The organism is Saccharopolyspora flava (assembly GCF_900116135.1).
In the GTDB taxonomy this organism is placed as follows: Bacteria; Actinomycetota; Actinomycetes; order Mycobacteriales; family Pseudonocardiaceae; genus Saccharopolyspora; species Saccharopolyspora flava.
In genome coordinates, this window is sequence record NZ_FOZX01000001.1 from 892,347 (window position 1) to 911,541 (window position 19,195).

At 71.0% G+C, this 19,195-nt stretch carries 16 protein-coding genes; 7 read left to right on the top strand and 9 right to left on the bottom strand.

Annotated features, from left to right (window positions below):
- Positions 1–33: 33 nt before the first annotated feature.
- Genes BM424_RS04060 through BM424_RS04070 form a run of 3 tightly spaced genes read left to right on the top strand, consistent with a single transcriptional unit; the run spans position 34 to position 1,515 of the window.
- Positions 34–330, top strand: coding sequence for a hypothetical protein (locus BM424_RS04060; RefSeq protein ID WP_093413751.1), 297 nt, complete (start codon positions 34–36; stop codon positions 328–330).
- Between the two features lie 59 nt (positions 331–389).
- Positions 390–977 (top strand): histidine phosphatase family protein, encoded by a 588-nt coding sequence (locus BM424_RS04065; protein ID WP_093413753.1) that lies wholly within the window; start codon positions 390–392, stop codon positions 975–977.
- 37 nt (positions 978–1,014) lie between these two features.
- Positions 1,015–1,515 (top strand): GNAT family N-acetyltransferase, encoded by a 501-nt coding sequence (locus BM424_RS04070; protein WP_139273995.1) that lies wholly within the window; start codon positions 1,015–1,017, stop codon positions 1,513–1,515.
- A 41-nt stretch (positions 1,516–1,556) separates the two neighbouring features.
- Here the strand turns inward: BM424_RS04070 and BM424_RS04075 are convergent, their stop codons facing one another.
- Positions 1,557–1,985 carry a hypothetical protein gene (locus BM424_RS04075; RefSeq protein ID WP_093413756.1) on the bottom strand — a complete coding sequence of 143 codons (429 nt, stop codon included), beginning with the start codon at positions 1,983–1,985 and terminating at the stop codon, positions 1,557–1,559.
- A gap of 444 nt (positions 1,986–2,429) precedes the next feature.
- Between BM424_RS04075 and BM424_RS04080 the strand changes: the two genes are divergently transcribed.
- Both BM424_RS04080 and BM424_RS04085 read left to right on the top strand, forming a co-directional pair.
- Positions 2,430–3,356 (top strand): diacylglycerol/lipid kinase family protein, encoded by a 927-nt coding sequence (locus BM424_RS04080; RefSeq protein ID WP_093413757.1) that lies wholly within the window; start codon positions 2,430–2,432, stop codon positions 3,354–3,356.
- A gap of 248 nt (positions 3,357–3,604) precedes the next feature.
- Positions 3,605–3,859, top strand: a complete 255-nt coding sequence (locus BM424_RS04085; protein WP_093413759.1) for a WhiB family transcriptional regulator — start codon at positions 3,605–3,607, stop codon at positions 3,857–3,859.
- A gap of 283 nt (positions 3,860–4,142) precedes the next feature.
- Here BM424_RS04085 and BM424_RS04090 read toward each other — a convergent pair whose 3' ends face one another.
- Complete coding sequence (locus BM424_RS04090; RefSeq protein WP_093413760.1) at positions 4,143–5,636, bottom strand: PAS domain-containing sensor histidine kinase; 1,494 nt, start codon at positions 5,634–5,636, stop codon at positions 4,143–4,145.
- Between the two features lie 246 nt (positions 5,637–5,882).
- On the opposite strand from BM424_RS04090, the gene BM424_RS29855 reads away from it, so the two are divergent.
- A complete protein-coding gene (locus BM424_RS29855) occupies positions 5,883–5,957 on the top strand; it encodes a 50S ribosomal protein bL37 (RefSeq protein ID WP_372448851.1) in 75 nt (24 codons plus the stop codon).
- Positions 5,958–6,036: 79 nt separating this feature from the next.
- Here the strand turns inward: BM424_RS29855 and secA are convergent, their stop codons facing one another.
- The 7 genes from secA to BM424_RS04125 all read right to left on the bottom strand — a co-directional run bounded on the left by secA (position 6,037) and on the right by BM424_RS04125 (position 16,191).
- Complete coding sequence (secA, locus tag BM424_RS04095) at positions 6,037–8,919, bottom strand: preprotein translocase subunit SecA (protein WP_093413762.1); 2,883 nt, start codon at positions 8,917–8,919, stop codon at positions 6,037–6,039.
- A 233-nt stretch (positions 8,920–9,152) separates the two neighbouring features.
- Positions 9,153–9,833, bottom strand: a complete 681-nt coding sequence (hpf, locus tag BM424_RS04100) for a ribosome hibernation-promoting factor, HPF/YfiA family (protein ID WP_093413763.1) — start codon at positions 9,831–9,833, stop codon at positions 9,153–9,155.
- A 416-nt stretch (positions 9,834–10,249) separates the two neighbouring features.
- Entirely contained in the window at positions 10,250–10,933 is a 684-nt protein-coding gene (locus BM424_RS04105) for a ComF family protein (protein WP_245775592.1), read from the bottom strand.
- A 75-nt stretch (positions 10,934–11,008) separates the two neighbouring features.
- On the bottom strand, positions 11,009–12,724 hold the full coding sequence (locus BM424_RS04110) for an LpqB family beta-propeller domain-containing protein (protein WP_093413764.1): 1,716 nt from the start codon (positions 12,722–12,724) through the stop codon (positions 11,009–11,011).
- Positions 12,724–14,376: an MtrAB system histidine kinase MtrB gene (gene mtrB, locus BM424_RS04115; RefSeq protein ID WP_245775657.1), complete on the bottom strand. Its 1,653-nt coding sequence runs from the start codon at positions 14,374–14,376 to the stop codon at positions 12,724–12,726. Before mtrB ends, BM424_RS04110 begins: the two co-directional genes overlap by 1 nt.
- Positions 14,377–14,729: 353 nt before the next feature.
- On the bottom strand, positions 14,730–15,407 hold the full coding sequence (mtrA, locus tag BM424_RS04120) for an MtrAB system response regulator MtrA (protein WP_093413767.1): 678 nt from the start codon (positions 15,405–15,407) through the stop codon (positions 14,730–14,732).
- Positions 15,408–15,546: 139 nt separating this feature from the next.
- Positions 15,547–16,191 carry a dTMP kinase gene (locus BM424_RS04125; RefSeq protein ID WP_093413768.1) on the bottom strand — a complete coding sequence of 215 codons (645 nt, stop codon included), beginning with the start codon at positions 16,189–16,191 and terminating at the stop codon, positions 15,547–15,549.
- Positions 16,192–16,380: 189 nt separating this feature from the next.
- On the opposite strand from BM424_RS04125, the gene BM424_RS04130 reads away from it, so the two are divergent.
- On the top strand, positions 16,381–19,104 hold the full coding sequence (locus BM424_RS04130; RefSeq protein WP_093413770.1) for a hypothetical protein: 2,724 nt from the start codon (positions 16,381–16,383) through the stop codon (positions 19,102–19,104).
- Positions 19,105–19,195 lie beyond the last annotated feature (91 nt).

The following is a 19,195-nucleotide window of genomic DNA, read 5'->3' on the forward strand; positions in this document are numbered from 1 at the left end:
CGGCAGTCCCAGAGCGACGTCGCGGGAGGGATCATGACCACTGCGTGCAAGCAGCACACCGGCCACGACCACGTGCACGGCGAGGGGTGCGGGCACGTCGCGGTGCCGCACGGCGATCACGTCGACTACGCCCACGACGGGCACCTGCACGTCGATCACGGCGGGCACTACGACGAGTGCGAGACCGAGGGGCACCAGGAGCACGGTTCCCACGATCACGTGCACGGCGAGGGCTGCGGGCACGTCGCCGTTCCGCACGGTGATCACGTGGACTACCTGCACGACGGGCACCGGCACGCCGCCCACGGGCAGCACTACGACGAGCACTGACCGATGTGGACTCGGGACGTCACCGTGCGGAACGGTCCCGGGTCCGTAGGCTGCGGTGCGTGGAGCAGCGCGTCTACATCCTCCGGCACGGCACCACGGAGTGGTCCCTGACCGGGCAGCACACCAGCCGCACCGACATCCCGCTCACCGCGGAGGGCGAGCTGCGCGCTCGCCAGGCCGGGCAGACCCTGACCGCGCTGCGCCCGCCCGGGCCGGTGCTGGTGCTGTGCAGTCCGCGCAAGCGGGCGCAGCGGACGGCGGATCTGGCCGGGCTGGCCGACGTGGTCACCGAACCGCTGCTGGTGGAGTGGGACTACGGCGACTACGAGGGCCTGACCACCGACCAGATCCGCGAGACCGTTCCGGATTGGACGGTGTGGAGCCACCCGTGCCCCGGCGGTGAGACCGCCTCCAACGTCGCCACCCGGGCCGACGACCTGCTGGCGCGGGTGCGCGAGGCCGGCACCGACGTGGTGCTGGTCGGGCACGGGCACTTCAGCCGCTGCCTGATCGCCCGCTGGCTGAACCTGCCGATCTCGGCGGGCGTGCACTTCGCGCTGGACGCGGCGGCCGTCACCGTGCTCGGCGACGACCGGGGTGTCCCGCAGGTCCAGCGCTCCAACATCCCCGCCTGGCAGCACGGCTGAGACCTGGCCGCGACTCGCGCCGGGGCGGCCGCGCAGAATGGACCGCCGGACACCGAGTCGTGGAGGTCGGATGATCAGGCGGGCCCGTGAGCAGGACGTGGCGACGATGGTCGAGCTGGTGCACGAGCTCGCGCGCTACGAGGAGGAACCCGAGTCCTGCCACCTCACCGAGCAGCAGCTGCGGACCGCGCTGTTCGGCCCGGACCCGGCGCTGTTCGGGCACGTGGCCGAAGTGGACGGCGCGGTGGTCGGGTTGTCGCTGTGGTTCCTGAACTTCTCCACCTGGGAGGGCGTGCACGGGATCTACCTGGAGGATCTCTACGTGCGCCCGGAGCACCGCGGTTCGGGGCTGGGCAAGGAGCTGCTGCGGACGCTGGCGCGGGAGTGCGTCGAGCGCGGCTACGCGCGGCTGGAGTGGTCGGTGCTGGACTGGAACGAGCCCTCGATCGCCTTCTACAAGGCCCAGGGCGCCTTCCCGATGGACGGCTGGAGCGTCTACCGGCTCACCGGCGACGCCCTCACCGCGTTCGGCGGCTGAGCCGCTGAGCGAGGCCCTGAGCGGGTCGGTCGCCGCGCGCGTCAGTCGTCGCGGGCGTCGGGGGCCATCGAGGCGTGGAACGACCACTCGCGGCCCTGGCGGTTGAACAGGAACCAGAGCACGGCGATCGCGGGGACGGCGATGATCAGGCCGATCAGCGGGCGCCCGGAGGGGCCGGTGGCGTACCAGGCGGTGCCGAGCAGCAGCAGTTGCAGCAGCAGGGCCGGAGTGCGGGCCCAGTGCTTGCCCTTGATCAGGCCGATCCCCGCGGCGAGCACGCCGGCGGCCAGCAGGGTGTAGTAGCCGGCTTCGCCCCAGGTCTCGCCGCGTTCGAGCTGGCCGACGCCGCCGAGGTCGGTGGAGGTGCTGCGGATCAGCAGCGCCACGACGAACACCAGGCCCGCCACGGCCTGCAGCGTGGTCAGCAGGCCGGCGATGCGCACCGTGCGGGGAACGGTCTCGGTAGCCAAGGGGCCCTCTCAGGATCGGGGCCGGAACCCCGCTAGTGACTCTGCGTGTGCGCTTTCGATGGTAATACCGCCCGATCGCCGCATAGCTGCCGCTGGCCCGGAGGCGACATGATCGACTCATGGCTGAAGCGGCGTTCGCGGATATCGGGGTGTCCGCCGATCTCGCCGCGTGCAGGTCGGCAGCCGGTGGACGACGAGCGGGTGCGTTCCGGGGTTACGCATCGGGTCGTCACCGGAAACCGGTGGTCAGCGGCGTGGCGCACTCGCTCCTGGTGCGCTCGTCCGCCGCGTCCGCCCGTGCCGCGCACCTCGGCCGGTCCCGTCGGTCGTCGATGCCGGAGGTGGCCGGACAGCCCAGCTGACTTCTCGCGCCGGAGTTCTCGCGCGCCTACCGGAGCCCCCGCGCCCGACGGACACGAAACCGTCTCGCTTAGGCTTCAGGTCGTGCGCGCCGTTCTCGTCGTCAACCCGCAGGCGACCTCCACCACCGCCAGCGGCCGGGACGTGCTGGCCGCGGCACTGGCCAGCGTGCTGAAGCTGGACGTGGTGGAGACCGAGCACGCCGGGCACGCCGCGGAATCGGCGCGGGACGCCGTCCGGGACGGCGCGGACCTGGTCATCGCGCACGGCGGCGACGGCACGGTCAACGAAGTGGTCAACGGCATGTTCGAGGTCGCCGAGCCGGGCGATCCGTCGATGCCGACGCTGGGCGTGGTGCCCGGCGGGTCGGCGAACGTCTTCGCCCGCGCGCTCGGGCTGCCCAAGGATCCGGTGGACGCCACCCACCACCTGATGCGCGCGCTGGCGGATCGCAGCACGCGGCGGGTCGGGCTGGGCAAGGCCGATGAGCGGTGGTTCACCTTCAACGCCGGCATCGGCTGGGACGCCGAGGTGGTCGCCGAGATGGAGCGCCAGCGGTCGCGCGGCCGGGAGGCGACGCCCGCCCTGTACGCCCGGATCGCCCTGTCCTGCTACTTCCGGATGGCGCGCGGCGAGCCGAAGCTCACCTTGCAAATTGGTGACGACGAACCGAGTGACCTACTACACAGCGTGTTCGTCTCCAACACTGACCCGTGGACCTACCTGGGGTCGACTCCGGTGCGCATGAGCCCCGAGACCAGCTTCGACAACGGTCTCGGCGTGTTCGCGCTGACCAAGACGAGCGTTTACCCTGTGTTGCGACACGTAGCGGAGATGCTACGCGGTAGAGGGAAACCACACGGAAGAAACTCAATTCAGGCTGCGGATGTGCCCCATCTACGCGTAGCCTGTACGGAGCCGTTGCGCCTGCAGGTGGACGGCGATTGCCTGGGTGAGCGATCGGTGGTCGAGTTCTCCTCAGTCCCGAACGCTCTCCGCGTCGCTGTATAACCTTCTCGTAACGGATGGACGTCGCTGCCGACTCATGACCCCCGTCTGAGTCCGGGAGCACACCGAAACCCCTGGTCAAGTCTCGTCGATCTTTCAGGTGAGTTGGCTCACCGCTCGAGATCGACCTCTTGACATCGCGGCAGTTCGTGAAAGCATTCACAAGCACACGGACTCCGTGAAAGCATTCACAAACACCCCGAACGAACTATCGGCGCGCGCATGGCGTGCCTAGCGAGGAGCAAGGAACAATGGACTGGCGCCACGATGCGGTTTGCCGTGACGAGGACCCGGAGCTGTTCTTCCCGGTGGGGAACAGCGGTCCTGCTGTGCTGCAGATCGCCGAGGCGAAGGCCGTATGCCGCCGTTGCCCGGTTGCCTCTCAGTGCCTGGCGTGGGCGCTCGAGAGCGGCCAGGACGCCGGCGTCTGGGGCGGCATGAGCGAAGACGAGCGGCGTGCCCTCAAGCGGCGCAACGCTCGCACCCGGGCGCGCACCAACGCCTGAGGAGCAGCTCGCTGAGACGCGGCCGGTCGGTCGCACCCCCGGTGACCGACCGCCCGTCTCGCCCCGGGCCGCACACGGCCTCGCAGCGTGAACTGACCCACCCCGACTAGTAGCACCAGGCCGATCAGCGTCGATGTCGGTCCCGCACGTTCCAGCCGATCTCCCCATCTCGACGGGGTAGCCGGAACCGGGAAACCGACCCGATCGGCCCGCCGACGTCCCCGGCGCGTGGGGACGTCACTCGAACGATCGACGCATAGCGTGGCGCCCAGTATACGGGCCGTCATCGTCGGTACTTCAGCGGCACCCGCAAGACCGCTTCGGTACCGCGTTGATGACCGCGGCCACGCAAGCTCAACGACCCGCGGAGCTCCGACTCCACGAGGGTCCGCACGATCTGCAGGCCGAGACGTTCGGCGCGCTCGAGGGAGAAGCCCTTCGGCAGGCCACGACCGTCATCCGAGATGACGACGTCGAGCCAGCGCGCCGAACGCTCCGCCTGCACGACCACTTCCCCGCCCTGCCCTTCCGGGAAGGCGTGCTCGAAAGCGTTCTGCACCAGCTCGGTCAGGACCATCACCAGCGGCGTGGCCAGCTCGGCCGACACCACCCCGAACTTCCCGCCGCGGCTGACCTTCACCCCGGTCTCGGCCACGGCGACATCGCTCATCATCGGGATCACCCGGTCCACCACGTCGTCGAGGTCGACCCGCTCGTCGACCGACATCGACAGCGTCTCGTGCACCAGGGCGATCGAGGTGACCCGCCGCACCGACTCGTCCAGCGCCAGCCGCGCCTCGTTGTTGCCGGTGCGCCGCGACTGCAACCGCAGCAGGGCCGCCACGGTCTGCAGGTTGTTCTTCACGCGGTGGTGGATCTCGCGGATCGTGGCGTCCTTGGACATCAGCGCCCGGTCCCGCCGCTTGACCTCGGTGACGTCGCGGACCAGCACCAGCGCGCCGGCCGACTGGCCGCGCGGGCGCAGCGGCAGCGCGCGGAACAGCACCGTCGCGCCCCGCGCCTCGGCCTCGATGCGCATGCTCGGCTCACCGCCCATCGCCCGCCGGACCCGCTGCGCGACCTCGTCGGCGTCGAACGGGTCGTTGAGCAGCGACCGGGTCAGCGGCGCCAGCTGCGCGCCCACCAGGTCGGCGGCGTGGCCCATGCGGTGGTAGGCCGACAGGGCGTTGGGGCTGGCGAACACGACCGTGCCGGAGTTGTCCAGGCGGATCAGACCGTCGCCGACGCGCGGGCTGGTGTGCACGTCGGGGGCGGGTTCCGGGGTCGGGAAGGTGCCGTCGGCGACCATCTGGCACAGGTCGGCGGCGCTGCCCAGGTAGGAGATCTCCAGCGGGCTGGGCACTCTCGGCACGGCGAGGTTGGTGTCGCGGCTGAGCACGGCCACGATCTCGTCGCCCAGCTTCACCGGGATGGTCTCGCGCCGGACCGGCACCCCCAGGTGCCAGCGCGGGTCCTCCTCGCGGCAGATGCGGCCCTCCAGGGCGGCGCGCCGCAGCTGCGGGTGGTCGTCCTGGGTGACCTCGGATCCGACGACGTCCTCGGGGTGCGCGGTGGGCGCGGTGGTGGGGCGCGCCTGGGCGACGCACAGGAAGCGGTCCTCGGGGGCCTCGGACGGGCCGATCGGGACCCACATGATGAAGTCGGCGAACGACAGGTCGCTCAGCAGCTGCCACTCCGCGACCACGAGTTGCAGGTGGTCGGCGGCCGTGCCGGACAGACCGGTGTGCTCGGCGAGAAGGTCACTCAGCGTGGACAAGTCGGCCCTCCGGGTCGGCTGCGCGGATCTCCCCCGCCATTCTTCCTCCTCGTCGCGGCCGTCATCGGCCCCCGTTCAGGAAACCACGACCGCCACCACCCGCCGGAGGCAGGTATCGGACATGGCAGACTGGAACCTCGAAATCCCAGCGGAGACCGGGTACCAGTTGATCAGTCGATCACTCGACAGTTGATCACTCGCGGTCACCGGGCTGGAGTGAATCTCGACCTTCGAGGGAGTCGCCTTATGGGTAAGCGCGCGCGCAAGAAGAAGGACCGGCGCAAGAACAAGGCCAACCACGGCAAGCGCCCCAACTCGTGATCTCGGCGGCTCTGGCCGCACCCGAGATGAAGAAAGGCCCCGGACCGATCGGTCCGGGGCCTTTCTCGTGGCTGACGGGTCAGCGCTTGCGCTTCTTGTTGTCGGCGCGGGCCGCCGCGCGGCGCTCGCGACGGGTGCCGCCGCGGGATTCGGGGGTGTCGGCGTCCTGGTTGGTCTGCACCTCACCGGTCTCGCTCGGGCCCGAGTAGCTCAGCCGCTGGTTGCCGGGGGCCTGGAGGCCGCCGCCGCGCAGCGCGGCCGGGGGCTGCTCGCCGCCCTGGGCGGGTCCGCCCGCGAGCTGGCTCAGCGCCGGGCCCGCCGAGGCGGGCTTGGCGCGCCGGGCGCGTGCGCCCTGGGGCTGAGCGCCCGCCTGCGGGACCTGCGGCGTCTGCGGGACCTCCGGGACCCCGTTGCCCGCCTGGCTCACCGAGACGGGCACAGCGGGCTGCTCGGGGGCGGGCTCGGGCTCGGCGGCCTCGACCTGGACGTTGAACAGGAAGCCGACCGACTCCTCCTTCAACGCGTCCAGCATGGCGCCGAACATGTCGAAGCCCTCGCGGCGGTACTCGATCAGCGGGTCGCGCTGCGCCATGGCGCGCAGGCCGATGCCCTCCTTGAGGTAGTCCATCTCGTAGAGGTGCTCGCGCCACTTGCGGTCCAGGACGCTGAGCAGCACGCGCCGCTCCAGCTCGCGCATCGCGCCGGGGCCGACCTTGCCGTCGACCTCGGCCTCGCGGCGGGCGTAGGCCTCCTTGGCGTCGTTGACGACGAGCTCCAGGAGGTGCTCCTTGCTGAGGTCGTCGTCCTCGTCGACGAGCTTCTCCCAGCTCAAGCCGACCGGGTAGAGAGAGCCGAGCGCCTTCCAGAGCTTCTCGAAGTCCCAGTCCTCGGCGTAGCCGGCGGAGGTCTCGGCGTCGACGTAGGCGGTGATGACGTCGGTGAGCATGTGCATGATCTGGTCCTGCAGGTCCTCACCGGCCAGGACCCGGCGGCGCTCGTCGTAGATGACGGTGCGCTGCTGGTTCATCACCTCGTCGTACTTGAGGACGTTCTTGCGGATCTCCATGTTCTGCTGCTCGACCTGCGTCTGAGCGCTGCGGATCGCGCGGGAGACCATCTTGTGCTCGATCGGGACGTCGTCGGGCACCTTCAGGCGCGTCATGACGGTCTCGACCATGGCGGAGTTGAAGCGGCGCATGAGCTCGTCGCCCAGCGACAGGTAGAAGCGGGACTCGCCCGGGTCGCCCTGACGGCCGGAGCGGCCGCGCAGCTGGTTGTCGATGCGGCGGGACTCGTGGCGCTCGGTGCCGAGCACGTAGAGGCCGCCGGCTTCGCGGACGCGGTCGGCTTCGGCGTCGACCTGCGCCTTGATCTTCTCGACGACGGCGGGCCACTCGGCCTCGTACTGCTCGGTGTTGTCGACCGGGTCGAGGCCGCGCTGGCGGAGTTCGGCGTCGGCGAGGTGATCGACGTTGCCGCCGAGCACGATGTCGGTACCGCGACCGGCCATGTTGGTGGCGACGGTGACGGCGCGCAGCCGGCCGGCCTCGGCGATGATCGCGGCTTCGCGCTGGTGGTTCTTGGCGTTGAGCACGTTGTGCGGGATGCCGCGCTTGGTGAGCAGCTTCGACAGGTACTCGGAGCGCTCGACGCTGGTGGTGCCGACCAGGACCGGCTGGCCCTTCTCGTGGCGTTCGGCGATGTCGTCGGCGACGGCTTCGAACTTGGCGGGCTCGCCCTTGTAGACCAGGTCGGGCTGGTCGATGCGGGCCATCGGCTCGTTGGTGGGGATGGGCACCACGCCGAGCTTGTAGGTGGTGTGGAACTCGGCCGCCTCGGTCTCGGCGGTACCGGTCATGCCGCCGAGCTTGTCGTAGAGGCGGAAGTAGTTCTGCAGCGTGATCGTGGCCAGCGTCTGGTTCTCGGCCTTGATCTCGACGCCTTCCTTGGCCTCGATCGCCTGGTGCATGCCCTCGTTGTAGCGGCGGCCGGCGAGGACGCGGCCGGTGAACTCGTCGACGATGGACACCTCGCCGTCGCGGACGATGTAGTCCTTGTCGCGCTGGTAGAGCTCCTTGGCCTTGAGCGCGTTGTTGAGGTAGCCGACCAGAGGCGTGTTGGCGGCCTCGTAGAGGTTCTCGATGCCGAGCTGGTCCTCGATGATCGACACGCCCTCTTCGGTGACGCCGACGGTGCGCTTGCGCTCGTCGACCTCGTAGTGGGTGTCGCGCTTGAGGATGGGGGCGAGCCGGGCGAACTCCTGGTACCAGCGGGAGGACTGGTCGGCGGGGCCGGAGATGATCAGCGGCGTCCGGGCCTCGTCGATGAGGATGGAGTCGACCTCGTCGACCACGGCGAAGTGGTGCCCGCGCTGCACGCAGTCGGCGAGGCTCCAGGCCATGTTGTCGCGCAGGTAGTCGAAGCCGAACTCGTTGTTGGTGCCGTAGGTGATGTCGGCGGCGTAGGCCTGGCGGCGCTGCTCCGGGGTCATCTCGGCGAGGATCGCGCCGACCTCGAGGCCGAGGAAGCGGTGCACGCGGCCCATCCACTCGGCGTCGCGCTTGGCGAGGTAGTCGTTGACGGTGACCACGTGCACGCCCTTGCCGGTGATGGCGTTGAGGTAGGCGGGCAGCACGCAGGTCAGGGTCTTGCCCTCACCGGTCTTCATCTCGGCGATGTTGCCGAGGTGCAGGGCGGCACCGCCCATCAGCTGGACGTCGAAGTGGCGCTGGCCGAGGGTGCGCTTGGCGCCTTCGCGGGCGACGGCGAACGCTTCGGGGAGCAGCTCGTCCAGCGACTCTCCGTCGCTGTAGCGGCGCTTGAACTCGTCCGTCTTGCCCCGCAGCTCGCCATCGGACAAACCGACGACGGAGTCTTCGAGCTCGTTGATGTGCGCTGCGATAGCGCGCAGGCGCTTGAGCATCTTGCCCTCGCCGGCGCGGAGCAGTCGGGACAGGACCATCCGGTCGACCTCGCTAGCTGATCGTGACGCGTCCGTCACGGACGCTTTGTGGCCATCGTATTAGAGCTGGCTGCGGGGGTGTGCCGTAGTCCGCTGCAGTGTTGGCGGACCGCAACGCACGGCTGTCCCCCGCGAACCACCGTACGCGGGGGACAGCCGTGCGGGTCGGGCGTGGCGCAGACTCGCCCTGAGCCCTTCCGGGCGACGTCCGCGGAGCCGCCCGGATTGTGTGGTCAGGCGTCGGCGAGTCGGATCACGCCGTAGTCGAATCCCTTCCTGCGGTAGACGACGCTGGGACGTCCGCTGTCGGCGTCCGCGAAGAGGTAGAAGTCGTGGCCGACGAGCTCCATCTGGGACAGGGCCTCGTCGACGGTCATCGGTTTGGCCGTGTGCTCCTTCTCGCGCACGACCCGACCGGGGGCGTACTCGTCGTCCTCCTCGGTCATGCGCTGTCCCGGCACTTCGGCGGTGTGCTCGGGGGCTTCCTGGGGCGCTTCGAGCAGCGCGGTCCGGCCTTCGGCCATGCCGGAGGAGCCGGAGCCGGTCACGACGGGCCGGTCTGCCATCGCTGCGGTCGCCTCTGCCACGGAAGTGGGGTTGTGCTGTCCGTAGTGCACCTTTCTACGGTCGTGCATGCGCCGGAGCCTGCTCTCCAGCTTGGTCGTCGCGGCGTCGAGCGCGGCGTAGAAGTCGCCTGCGCAGGCTTCGGCGCGGATGGGTGCGCCCTTGCCCTTGAGGGTGATCTCGACTCGCTGGCAGTTCTTGGCCTGGCGGGGGTTCTTCTCGTGGAACAGCTCCACTTCCGCCCGAATGGCCTTCCGGTTGTACCGCTCAAGCCGGGTCATCTTCGTGTTGACGTGCTCCCGGTAGTGATCGGGAACCTGAACGTTACGACCCTTGACGACGATATCCATTCACGACCTCCGTTCCTTGCATGATCCGTAGGCGAGGTGTGCACGGGGGCGCCTGGAAAGGAGATCAGCTCGCTTTAGGCGCCAGGGACATGGTTTTCGCTCCTTCCCTCCGCCTCGAGTTGGCTAGATTGGTTCGCCACGTTAGCTCGGTTTATCGATTTGTGACACCCCCTCGGAAGGGCGAAGTCAAGCATCCACCGAGAGTGATATTTGCAGCCGAAAGCACGAGATCACGCTGTGTGTCAGGCGTGCCCGGAATGAGCCGCCGAACGGGCTCATCACCCGTTCGGGTAGGTAGCGTCGTCGCTCTGCGCAGGGTAGCGATCTGACTGTTCACCCAGCTCATACCCGGAGAACGAACGGCGGGCCGCTCAGGTTCCTGGGCCGATCAGGTATCACCGAATCACCCGGGGAGATCAACCGGCCGTCGCGGTCAGCGCGAGCACCACCGAAACCGGACGTCTCGCCCTGCTCAGGGCCGCCGCCGAACCGGCCGCCGTGGCACCGGAGGTGACCACGTCGTCGAGCAGCGCGACCCGCGTTCCCGCAGGTGGCAGGCGGTTCGGGCGCACCAGCACCCGGCCCGCGAGGTTGTCGGCGCGCTGCTGCGGGGACAGTCCCGCCGAGTCGGCGGCGCCCGGTGCGGTCACCAGGCAGTCGGCCGCGCGGGCCGGTGTCCCCGATGCGGTGAGCGCCTCGGCCGCGTGCCGCGCGATCCGGCCCATGTGGGAACCGCCCCGCCGCCGCGAGGCCACCGCCCGCGACGGCGCCGGGACCAGCCACCACTCCCCCGGCCACGCGCGCTCCAGGGTGATCGAGCGCAGCGCGACCGCCAGCTGCGCGGCCAGCGGGGCGGCGAGATCGCGCCGTCCCGCCTCCTTGTAGGCGAGCACCGCGCGGCGAGCCGCACCCCGGTACCGGCCGAGCGCGAACACCGGTGGCCCGTCGGAGAGAAGCGGCCGCTCGACGCGCCGCAGCCCGCCCAGCCGGCCCGCGCACTCCCGGCACCACGCGGTGCCCGCGACGTCGCAGCCGACGCAGTGCTGCGGCAGCAGCAGGTCGACGAGTCCGGTGAGCGCCAGGCGCAGGCGGGTGAGCACCGCCCGATCATGGCGTTCCCGCCGATCCGACTCACCGACGCGTGTCGGGCGAGCCGGTTCCTCGCGGGAGACGCGTCACCCCGGGTAGAACGGGATCGACGCTCCGCCGATCGGGGCGTCCACCAGCGACCAGACGTCCTCGGTGTCCTGGGCCTGCCAGATGCCGTGGCGGTCGGCGACCACGACCTGGCCGCCGGGTCCGACGGTGATCGCGGTGAGCGGCTGGCCGAGGTTGGCGGCCGTGTAGGGCTCCCAGCGGAAGCCGTCCACCGACAGGTCGAAGACCGGGAAGTTGTTGCTGTCGGTGGTCGCGACCAGCGACTCGTCCTGCCGCCACTCGACGCCGGTGATCCGCACGTCCTGCGGCGCGCGCAGCATCACCGGGCGCTGCAGGACGGCGTGACCGTCCTGCTCGCCGATCCCGGCGACCACCACCTGGTCGTCGATGACGGCGGCGACGCGGGTGCCGTCGCGGGACAGCCGCAGGTCGGTGATCGGGCGGCCGGCAGGCAGCGCGCGGGTGTCGACGGTCTGCGGCACCCACCCGGTGGCGGTGGCCATCGCGCGCACCACCTCGCGGCCGTCGACGACCGTCCAGGTCTCCTCCTCGCCGCGCCAGGTCGGCTTGGACATGTAGTTGCCGACGGTGGGCAGCTCGGCCAGCTGACCGCCGAAGTCGCCGACGCGCAGCGCCACCCCGCCGGGCCGCCGGGTGACCGCGGCGAACTTGTCGCCGTGCGGGGACCGGCCGGCCCGCACCACGTCGTACTCGCCGGAACCGGCGGGGCCGGGGATCGGCTTGGCCTGGCGGTCGAGCACCAGCACCCGCTCGGAGACCACGGCCAGGCCCGGCAGGTCGGGGCGCTGCAGGTTGTCGGCCTCGTAGTTCTCCATGTCGGTGGGCCGCAGGTCCTTGCCGTCGGGGAGCAGCGGCATGCCCTCCTCCTTGATGCGGACCCGCGCGCTGCTGACGCCCTCCAGCGTGTACACCACCTGCGCGGCGATCAGCCTGCGCGTCTCCGGGGAGACGTCGCCGAGCTGGCTGAGGTTGACCTCCAGCGCGCCGTCGGCGGCTTCGGTGGTGTTGGTCTTGGGGTGCACGCCCGGCGGGATGGCGGTGCGCATCGCGTCCCGCATGCCCTCCGACGGCCCGGAGGTGAGCAGCTCGATGACGCGGCGCGGCAGCGTGGTGGCCGGTTGCGACACGACGTAGCGCAGGTCGGGCGCCACGCCGGAGAGGTCGTGGTCGAGGAAGTACACCGGCACCGGACGGAAGGCGCTGCTGAACGAGGCCTTGCTGACCACCAGCTCCGGCGGCGGGGTGGTGATCCGCCACTGGCCGTTGCCCTGCCGCTCCACCCGCACGTCCACGGTGAGCTCGCCGGACTCGGGCACGAACGAGGAGTCGGCGAGCAGCCTGCCGACGCGGTCGGCGCGCAAGGTCACCAGCTGGACGCCCTCGGGCAGCGGCTGCGGCGGGGTGGCCGGGATGGTGTCGACGTTCTCGACGATGAGCATCCCCGGCGGCGGGGTCCAGTTGCGCTCGATCGCGGGCGCCAGGTGCTTGCGGGCCGACTCGTGGTTGCTGGCCGGGGAGGCGGACTTGTCGACGAAGCTGCGCACCAGCGCCAGCGCGTCGATGTCGTCCGGCGGCGGGTTGATCGGGATCGTGGTGTTGCTGCCGTCGACCTCCTTGACCGCCTTGGGTTCGGAGCTCTCCGGGATCGACGCGCAGGCCGACACCGTCAGCAGCAGGACCAGCAGTGCCGCTCCTCGGCGGGCCGCGCGCATCACGTCTCCTCCCGGGGCTCTTCGGAGAGCCGGGCCGGGCCCTGGTCCCGGACCTCCTGCTCGCCGTCCGATTCGGACGGTCGTTCCACGCCGGTGGCCAGCAGCGCCTCGGGCGCGGCGATGCGCCGGGTGCTGGGCAGCGACAGCGGGCTGGGCTCGGCGTCCTCACCGGGTTTGCGCGGCAGCGTCAACCGGAAGCAGGAGCCCTCGCCGGGTTCGCCCCAGGCGTCGAGCTCGCCGCCGTGCAGCCGGGCGTCCTCCTGGCTGATCGACAGGCCGAGACCGGTTCCGCCGCTGCGCCGGTTGCGGGACGGGTCGGCCCGCCAGAAGCGGGTGAACACCAGCTCGGCCTCGCCGCTGCGCAGCCCCACCCCGTAGTCGCGGACGGTGACGGCGACGGCCTGCTCGTTGCCGCCGAAGCGCAGTTCCACCGGGCCGCCTTCGGCGTGGTCGATGGCGTTGGCGACGAGGTTGCGCATGATGCGCTCGACGCGGCGGGCGTCGGCGACGATGTGCAGGTCGGCGCCCTCGGCGGGCGGGTGGACGCGGAGCTCGACGCCGCTGGTCTCGGCGATGGCGCGCACGGATTCGACGGCGCGCGTGCTGATCTCGTGCAGGTCCAGCTCGCCGGCGGCCAGGTCGGCGACGCCGGCGTCGAGGCGGGAGATCTCCAGCAGGTCGGCGAGCAGCAGCTCGAACCGGTCGAGCTCGTCGACGAGCAGCTCGGTGGAGCGGGACAGGCCGGGCGGGAACTCCTCGCGGGAGGCGTGCAGCACGTCGGCGGCCATCCGCACGGTGGTCAGCGGGGTGCGCAGCTCGTGCGAGACGTCGGAGGTGAAGCGGCGTTGCAGCTGGCCGAACTCCTCGAGCTGGGTGATCTGCTGCTTGAGGCTGTCGGCCATCTCGTTGAACGACTCGGCGAGCCGGGCGACGTCGTCCTCGCCGATCACCCGCATCCGCTTGTCGAGGTCGCCTTCGGCGAGCTGCTCGGCGATCTGGGCGGCCTGCCGGACCGGGCGCACCACCTGGCGGGTGACCAGGTTGGTGATCGCGCCGAGCAGCGCCAGCAGCACGACGGCGCTGACCAGCAGGGTGCGCTGCATGACGGCGAGGGTGGCCTGCTCGGCGGTGAGCGGGAACAGCAGGTAGATCTGCAGCGGGCGGGTCGCGCTGGACACCGGGGTGCCGACGATGACCATCGTGACCGGGCGGTTGTCGCGCTGCACGGTGTAGATCTTGGTGGCGAGCTGGCCGCGCTCGACGAAGCCGCGCAGGTCTTCGGGCACGTCCTCGATGGGTCCGGCGGCGGGCTGCTGGTCGCGCGCACCGGGTGCTCGGCCGTCGACGAGGACGGGGGTGAAGGCTCCGGCGACGGTCTCGGTGGTGGACTGGCCGGAGGAGGAGGTGGTGAGCCGGTTCAGGGCGGCCTGCAGCTGCTCGGCGACGCTGTCGGAGTTGGGGTCGACGGCGGTGAGCTCGCGCTCCAGGATCGGCAGGCTGTACTCGGCCTGCGAGATCGCGGCCTGCTCCTTGGAGTCCAGCAGCTGCGAGGTGATCTGCCACTGCAGCACCATGCCCAGCACGATCACCACGGCCAGCGACAGCGCGAGGGTGCTGACGACGACGCGCAGCTGCATGGACCGGCGCCACATGGCTTCGAAGTGGTGCCAGCGGGTGCGCGTCTCCTCGCGGACACGACTGCTCAACAACCGCACCCAGCGGCTCTGTCGAGTCCACACGCTCACGGCGACCTCAAGGCTGCTAGTACTCGTCTTGCGTAGCGGTGCAGGTAGCGGAACCTCAGACGCCGCCTGGCTCCGGGCGCCGCTCCTGATGTATGCCAATACACGGCGTCCCGGCGTCCTCACCAGGCAACGTCTGAGAACCCGCGGCGGTGCGGGCTGCGAAGGTGGTCTTCACGGCTCGCGGCTGCGCCGCTTGCTCCTGACGCTCCCCATCGGACCCTTGCAGACGAGGTGGCGTCCGGAACGAGGTGGTCAGCTGATCACGGGGGGCCTGCCTTGTATCCGACGCCGCGGACCGTGAGGACGACCTCGGGGCGTTCGGGGTCGCGCTCGACCTTGGAGCGGAGGCGCTGGACGTGCACGTTGACCAGGCGGGTGTCGGCGGCGTGCCGGTAGCCCCAGACCTGCTCCAGCAGCACCTCGCGGGTGAAGACCTGGCGCGGTTTGCGGGCCAGCGCGACCAGCAGGTCGAACTCCAGCGGGGTCAGGGCGATCGGCTGGCCGTCGCGGGTGACCTCGTGGCCGGGCACGTCGATGATCACGTCGCCGATGGTGAGGACCTCGGCGGGTTCGGCGTCGGTGCGGCGCAGCCGGGCGCGCAACCGGGCGACGAGCTCCTTCGGCTTGAAGGGCTTGACCATGTAGTCGTCGGCGCCGGATTCCAGGCCCAGGACGACGTCGACGGTGTCGCTCTTGGCGGTGAGCATGACGATGGGCACCACGGACTCGGTGCGGATCGCCTTGCACACGTCGATACCGTTCATGCCGGGCAGCATCAGGTCCAGCAGGACCAGGTCGGGCTTGAGCTCGCGCAAGGCGGGCATCGCCTTGGTGCCGTCGCTGACGACGGCCGTCTCGAATCCCTCTCCCCGGAGCACGATGGTCAGCATTTCGGCCAGGGCCGGATCATCGTCCACCACGAGCACGCGTGCCTTCATGCACCACATCGTTGCACTTGTCACTTCGCGCCCGTGCATCCACCCGCCGGGTGTCGTCGCAGGTCGTGAACTCGACACCGGTTCAGCGGCACCCATACCGCCGAATGGAGCAGAGGTGGTGTGGTCTCGGCTTCAGTTCTCAGCCGAGCACGTGCTCGTCGACCAGTGCGCCGAAGTCCACATCGGTCGCTCCGTCGACGACGACCCACGGCGTCCACCACCCGGACTCGGCCAGTTCGGCGTAGACCTCGGCGCAGCGCTGCTGCAGCGGGGTGTCGGACTCGAAGCGGTCGCGGCGGCGGTCGGACTCGGTGCGCTCGCGGTGCTCGGCGCGGCCGGAGGCGACCTCGGCGGGCACCCGCAGCAGGATCTGCAGGTCGGGTTCGGGCAGGCCGAACCGGGTGATCTCCAGGTCGCGGATCCAGGACACGAAATCGCCGTCGGCCCCCTGGTGCAGGCGGGCCGCGCCGTAGGCGGCGTTGGAGGCGACGTAGCGGTCCAGCAGGACGACGTCGTGGGTGTCGAGGTCGGCGCGCAGCGAGTCGGCCGCTCCCCGGCGGTCCAGGGCGTAGAGGACGGCCATGCCGTGCACCGAGGACCCGAGGTCGCCGTGCTGCCCGCGCAGCGCCTCGGCGACGAGTTCGGCGTGCACGTCCTCGGTGTAGCGCGGGAACGCCGCGGTGGCGGCGGTGCGTCCGCGCGCGGTCAGCTCCTCGGTGATCCCCCTGGAGAGAGTGCGCTTGCCCGCGCCGTCCAGTCCCTCGATGACGATGAGTCGTCCCACGTCGCTGAACGGTAGCGGAGCGGGCCGGGGCGCTCGCCGCCGCGCCGGTCCCGCCGCGCAAAACGCTCGAATTCATGACATCACCTGCCGTGACGATCACAATCGTTCGCGTAGAGGTCGCCAGGTGTGGATCTGCGATGGACAATCACCACGGCGTTCGATGATCACCACCTGCTCGGGAGGACCCCTGTGCAAGTACCCGGGCCCGACACCCGCGTCGTTGAGCTGCGCGTGCACGGCATCCTCGGCACCACCGGTGACGAGCTGACCGACTCGGTGGCGTCGGTGGACGTCGCTGGGGACGGGGTGGGGCGCATCATGCGGCCCGCCGACCGGCTGCGCCGCCCCGTTCCGGGGCCGATGCTCAACGCCGGTGACCGCTCGGTTCCCCGGATCGTCGAGGGCTACGTGTGGGGCGCGATGACCTCGGGTGGTCTGGCGAAGGCGACCTGGGCGCTGCTGTTCCCGTTCGCGCTGGCCAACATGGCGCACTGGATGCTGCCGCCGACGCGCGCCGAGAACCCGCTGAGCCGGCTGCTGTGCTCGGCGCTGCGCGGGCTGCTGCGGATTTCCGCGCTGCTGCTGACGATGCTGATGGTCGCGCAGCTCACGGTGATCACCTTGGACCTGGTGGCCGCGCAGTGCCTGGCGCCGGGCGCGCAGTGCCTGGGTTTCGTGCCGGAGGCGGCGCGCGGCGCGGACGTGCTGCGGTCGGTGGTCGCGCTGATCCCGGTGACGCTGGTCGTGCTGCTGATGCACCGGCTGTCCACTGTGTCCTGGCGGGTGTCGGCGCCGAAGGAGGACAGCCCGCAGCACTCGGCGCTGGCGCCGATGCTGCCGGGCGGCAACGTGGTGTCCGATCCGGACACTCCCGCGCTGCGGGCGCTGCACGTGACGGCGGCGCTGGCCACGGCGGCCCTGGTGGCGCTGGGCGGGCCGCTGACGTTCAGCCTGGACCCGCGTTGGCTGGTCGCGGTCGCGCTGCTGGTGATCGCGGGTGTCGGCACGGCCGGGCTGGACGATCCGGCGGGGATGCGGGAGACCGGCAAGGTGTTCCGCGCGCTGCTGGGCCGCCGCAGCAGGCGGGTGCTGATGTCGGTGGCCGGTGTCCTGGTGGCCTCGGTGGCGGTGCTGCCGGGTGAGCTGACGGGACCGCTGCCGGGGTCGGGCGGGACGATCGACGCCCTGACCGCGCTGCTGGTGCTGACCTGCGTGGCGGTCGCGGTGCTGCTGCTGCCTGCGTCGCTGCTGGCTCGGCCGGTGTGGAAGTCGCAGCCGCGGCAGCTGCGGCCGTGGGCGGGCGGCTGGATGGCGGCGCCGGTGCTGATGCTGGCGGCGATGCTGGGCAACGGTTTCGGCGCGGGTCTGGCGCTGAGCGTCCGGCAGACGCTGAGCGCGCCGCAGCCCGAGGGCGCTGCGCCGCTGCTGCTGCCGACCGCGTTCGACGACGTGACGATCTTCTGGGGCACCGCCGTGGTGCTCATGGCGGTGGCGCTGCTGGTGGCGGTGCCGTGGCTGCTGGTGCGTCGGTTCCGGCGCGGCGAGGACGACGACCCCATCCCGGACGAGGTGGCGCTGCTGCACGCCGGGCGCCAGGAGGACCAGCGCAAGGCGGCGGGCGCGTGGCGGCTGGCCGATCTGCAGCGCCGCTACTCGCACCAGCTGTTCCTGGTGATCGCCGGGGTGCTGACCGCGAGCACGGCGGCGAGCCTGGCGGCCCGGTTCGCGGGGATGCCGCGGCTGGGCTGGTTGAGCGCGATCGGCGTGGTGGCGCTGGCGGGTCTGGCGGTCGGTCTGCTGCGGATGGTGTTCCTGGCGGCGACCAAGCGCGACACCGCCCGCTACCTGGGCGTGCTGGGCGATCTGGCGCTGTTCTGGCCGCGCGAGGCGCACCCGGTGGTGCCGCCGTGCTACGCGCTGAAGGTGATCCCGGAGCTGGCCGATCGGGCCACCGAGCACCTCAAGGACCCCAACACCCGCGTGGTGCTGGTCGGGCACAGCCAGGGCAGCCTGCTGGCGGCCGTCGCCGCGGCGCGGCTGCTGGAGTCGCTGCCGGAGTCCGATCGCGAGCGGGTGGGTCTGGTGACCGCCGGATCGCAGTTGCAGTGGGCGTATCCGAGGGCGTTCCCGGGTGTCGTGCCGCACGCGGCGCTGCGCGATCTGGCCGGGTCGATGGGTGACCGCTGGCGCTCGCTGTGCCGGGGCACCGACCCGCTCGGCGGGGCCGTGACGACCTGGAACCGGCAGGTCTACAACGGGATGCTGATCGGCGTGGGTCTGCGCGGCGACGGCACGGAAGGCCCGCTGCCCGCGGCGACGCGCGGCCCGACGGGTGCGCTGGTGCTCGGCGGTGACCACTGGTTGCCGGATCCGCAGCGCGGGCCGTTCTCGTGCCGCCGCTGGGTTCCGGGCGTGCTCGGGCACACCGATTACAGCGGTGATCCGGAGTGGGATCGCGCGGTGGCGATGGCGGCGGGTCTGGAGCGGCCGGTTCGCGGTGCCGCGCTGCCGGTGTCGGAGGCGCCGCAGATCCCGTCCGCGCCGGATCCGCAGGCGATCGGGTCGGGCACGGCGTTGTCGCCGCGGGGTGATGACGGCGGGTCGATCGGGGATCCGGTGGAGGAGCTGCCGAAGCGGGGTTCCGGCGAGTCGGCGGAGGCGGCGAAGACCAAGCGCGCCAAGTCGATCCGGTCGTTGCGCAAGGGACCGCAGCGGCCGGTCGAGGCCGAGGTGCCGGAGCAGCAGTCGCACCGGGACCCGTCCTCGGAGGACGCCGAGGGCGACGCCGGGCTCCCCGAGCAGCAGGACTCCGAGCCGCGTTCGGAACCATCGGTGCTCCCGGAGATCACCGAACCCCGAGGCCGCACGGCCCCCTGGGAACGAGGCTCCTCCCTCCGCTCCACGGACTCCTGACCCCAACCCCCAGCAACAACACCCCAACAGCACCCAACCCAGCGCTACCCAACCCCGGTGGCGCCCAGCTCAGCGCCGCCCATTCCCAGTA

Coding starts and splice junctions, on each gene's coding strand:
- BM424_RS04060 (WP_093413751.1), top strand. CDS start 34: ATGACCACTGCGTGCAAGCAGCACACCGGCCACGACCACGTGCACGGC.
- secA (WP_093413762.1), bottom strand. CDS start 8,919: ATGGTCCTGTCCCGACTGCTCCGCGCCGGCGAGGGCAAGATGCTCAAG.
- BM424_RS04110 (WP_093413764.1), bottom strand. CDS start 12,724: ATGCGCGCGGCCCGCCGAGGAGCGGCACTGCTGGTCCTGCTGCTGACG.
- hpf (WP_093413763.1), bottom strand. CDS start 9,833: ATGGATATCGTCGTCAAGGGTCGTAACGTTCAGGTTCCCGATCACTAC.
- BM424_RS04070 (WP_139273995.1), top strand. CDS start 1,015: ATGGACCGCCGGACACCGAGTCGTGGAGGTCGGATGATCAGGCGGGCC.
- BM424_RS04085 (WP_093413759.1), top strand. CDS start 3,605: ATGGACTGGCGCCACGATGCGGTTTGCCGTGACGAGGACCCGGAGCTG.
- mtrB (WP_245775657.1), bottom strand. CDS start 14,376: ATGTGGCGCCGGTCCATGCAGCTGCGCGTCGTCGTCAGCACCCTCGCG.
- mtrA (WP_093413767.1), bottom strand. CDS start 15,407: ATGAAGGCACGCGTGCTCGTGGTGGACGATGATCCGGCCCTGGCCGAA.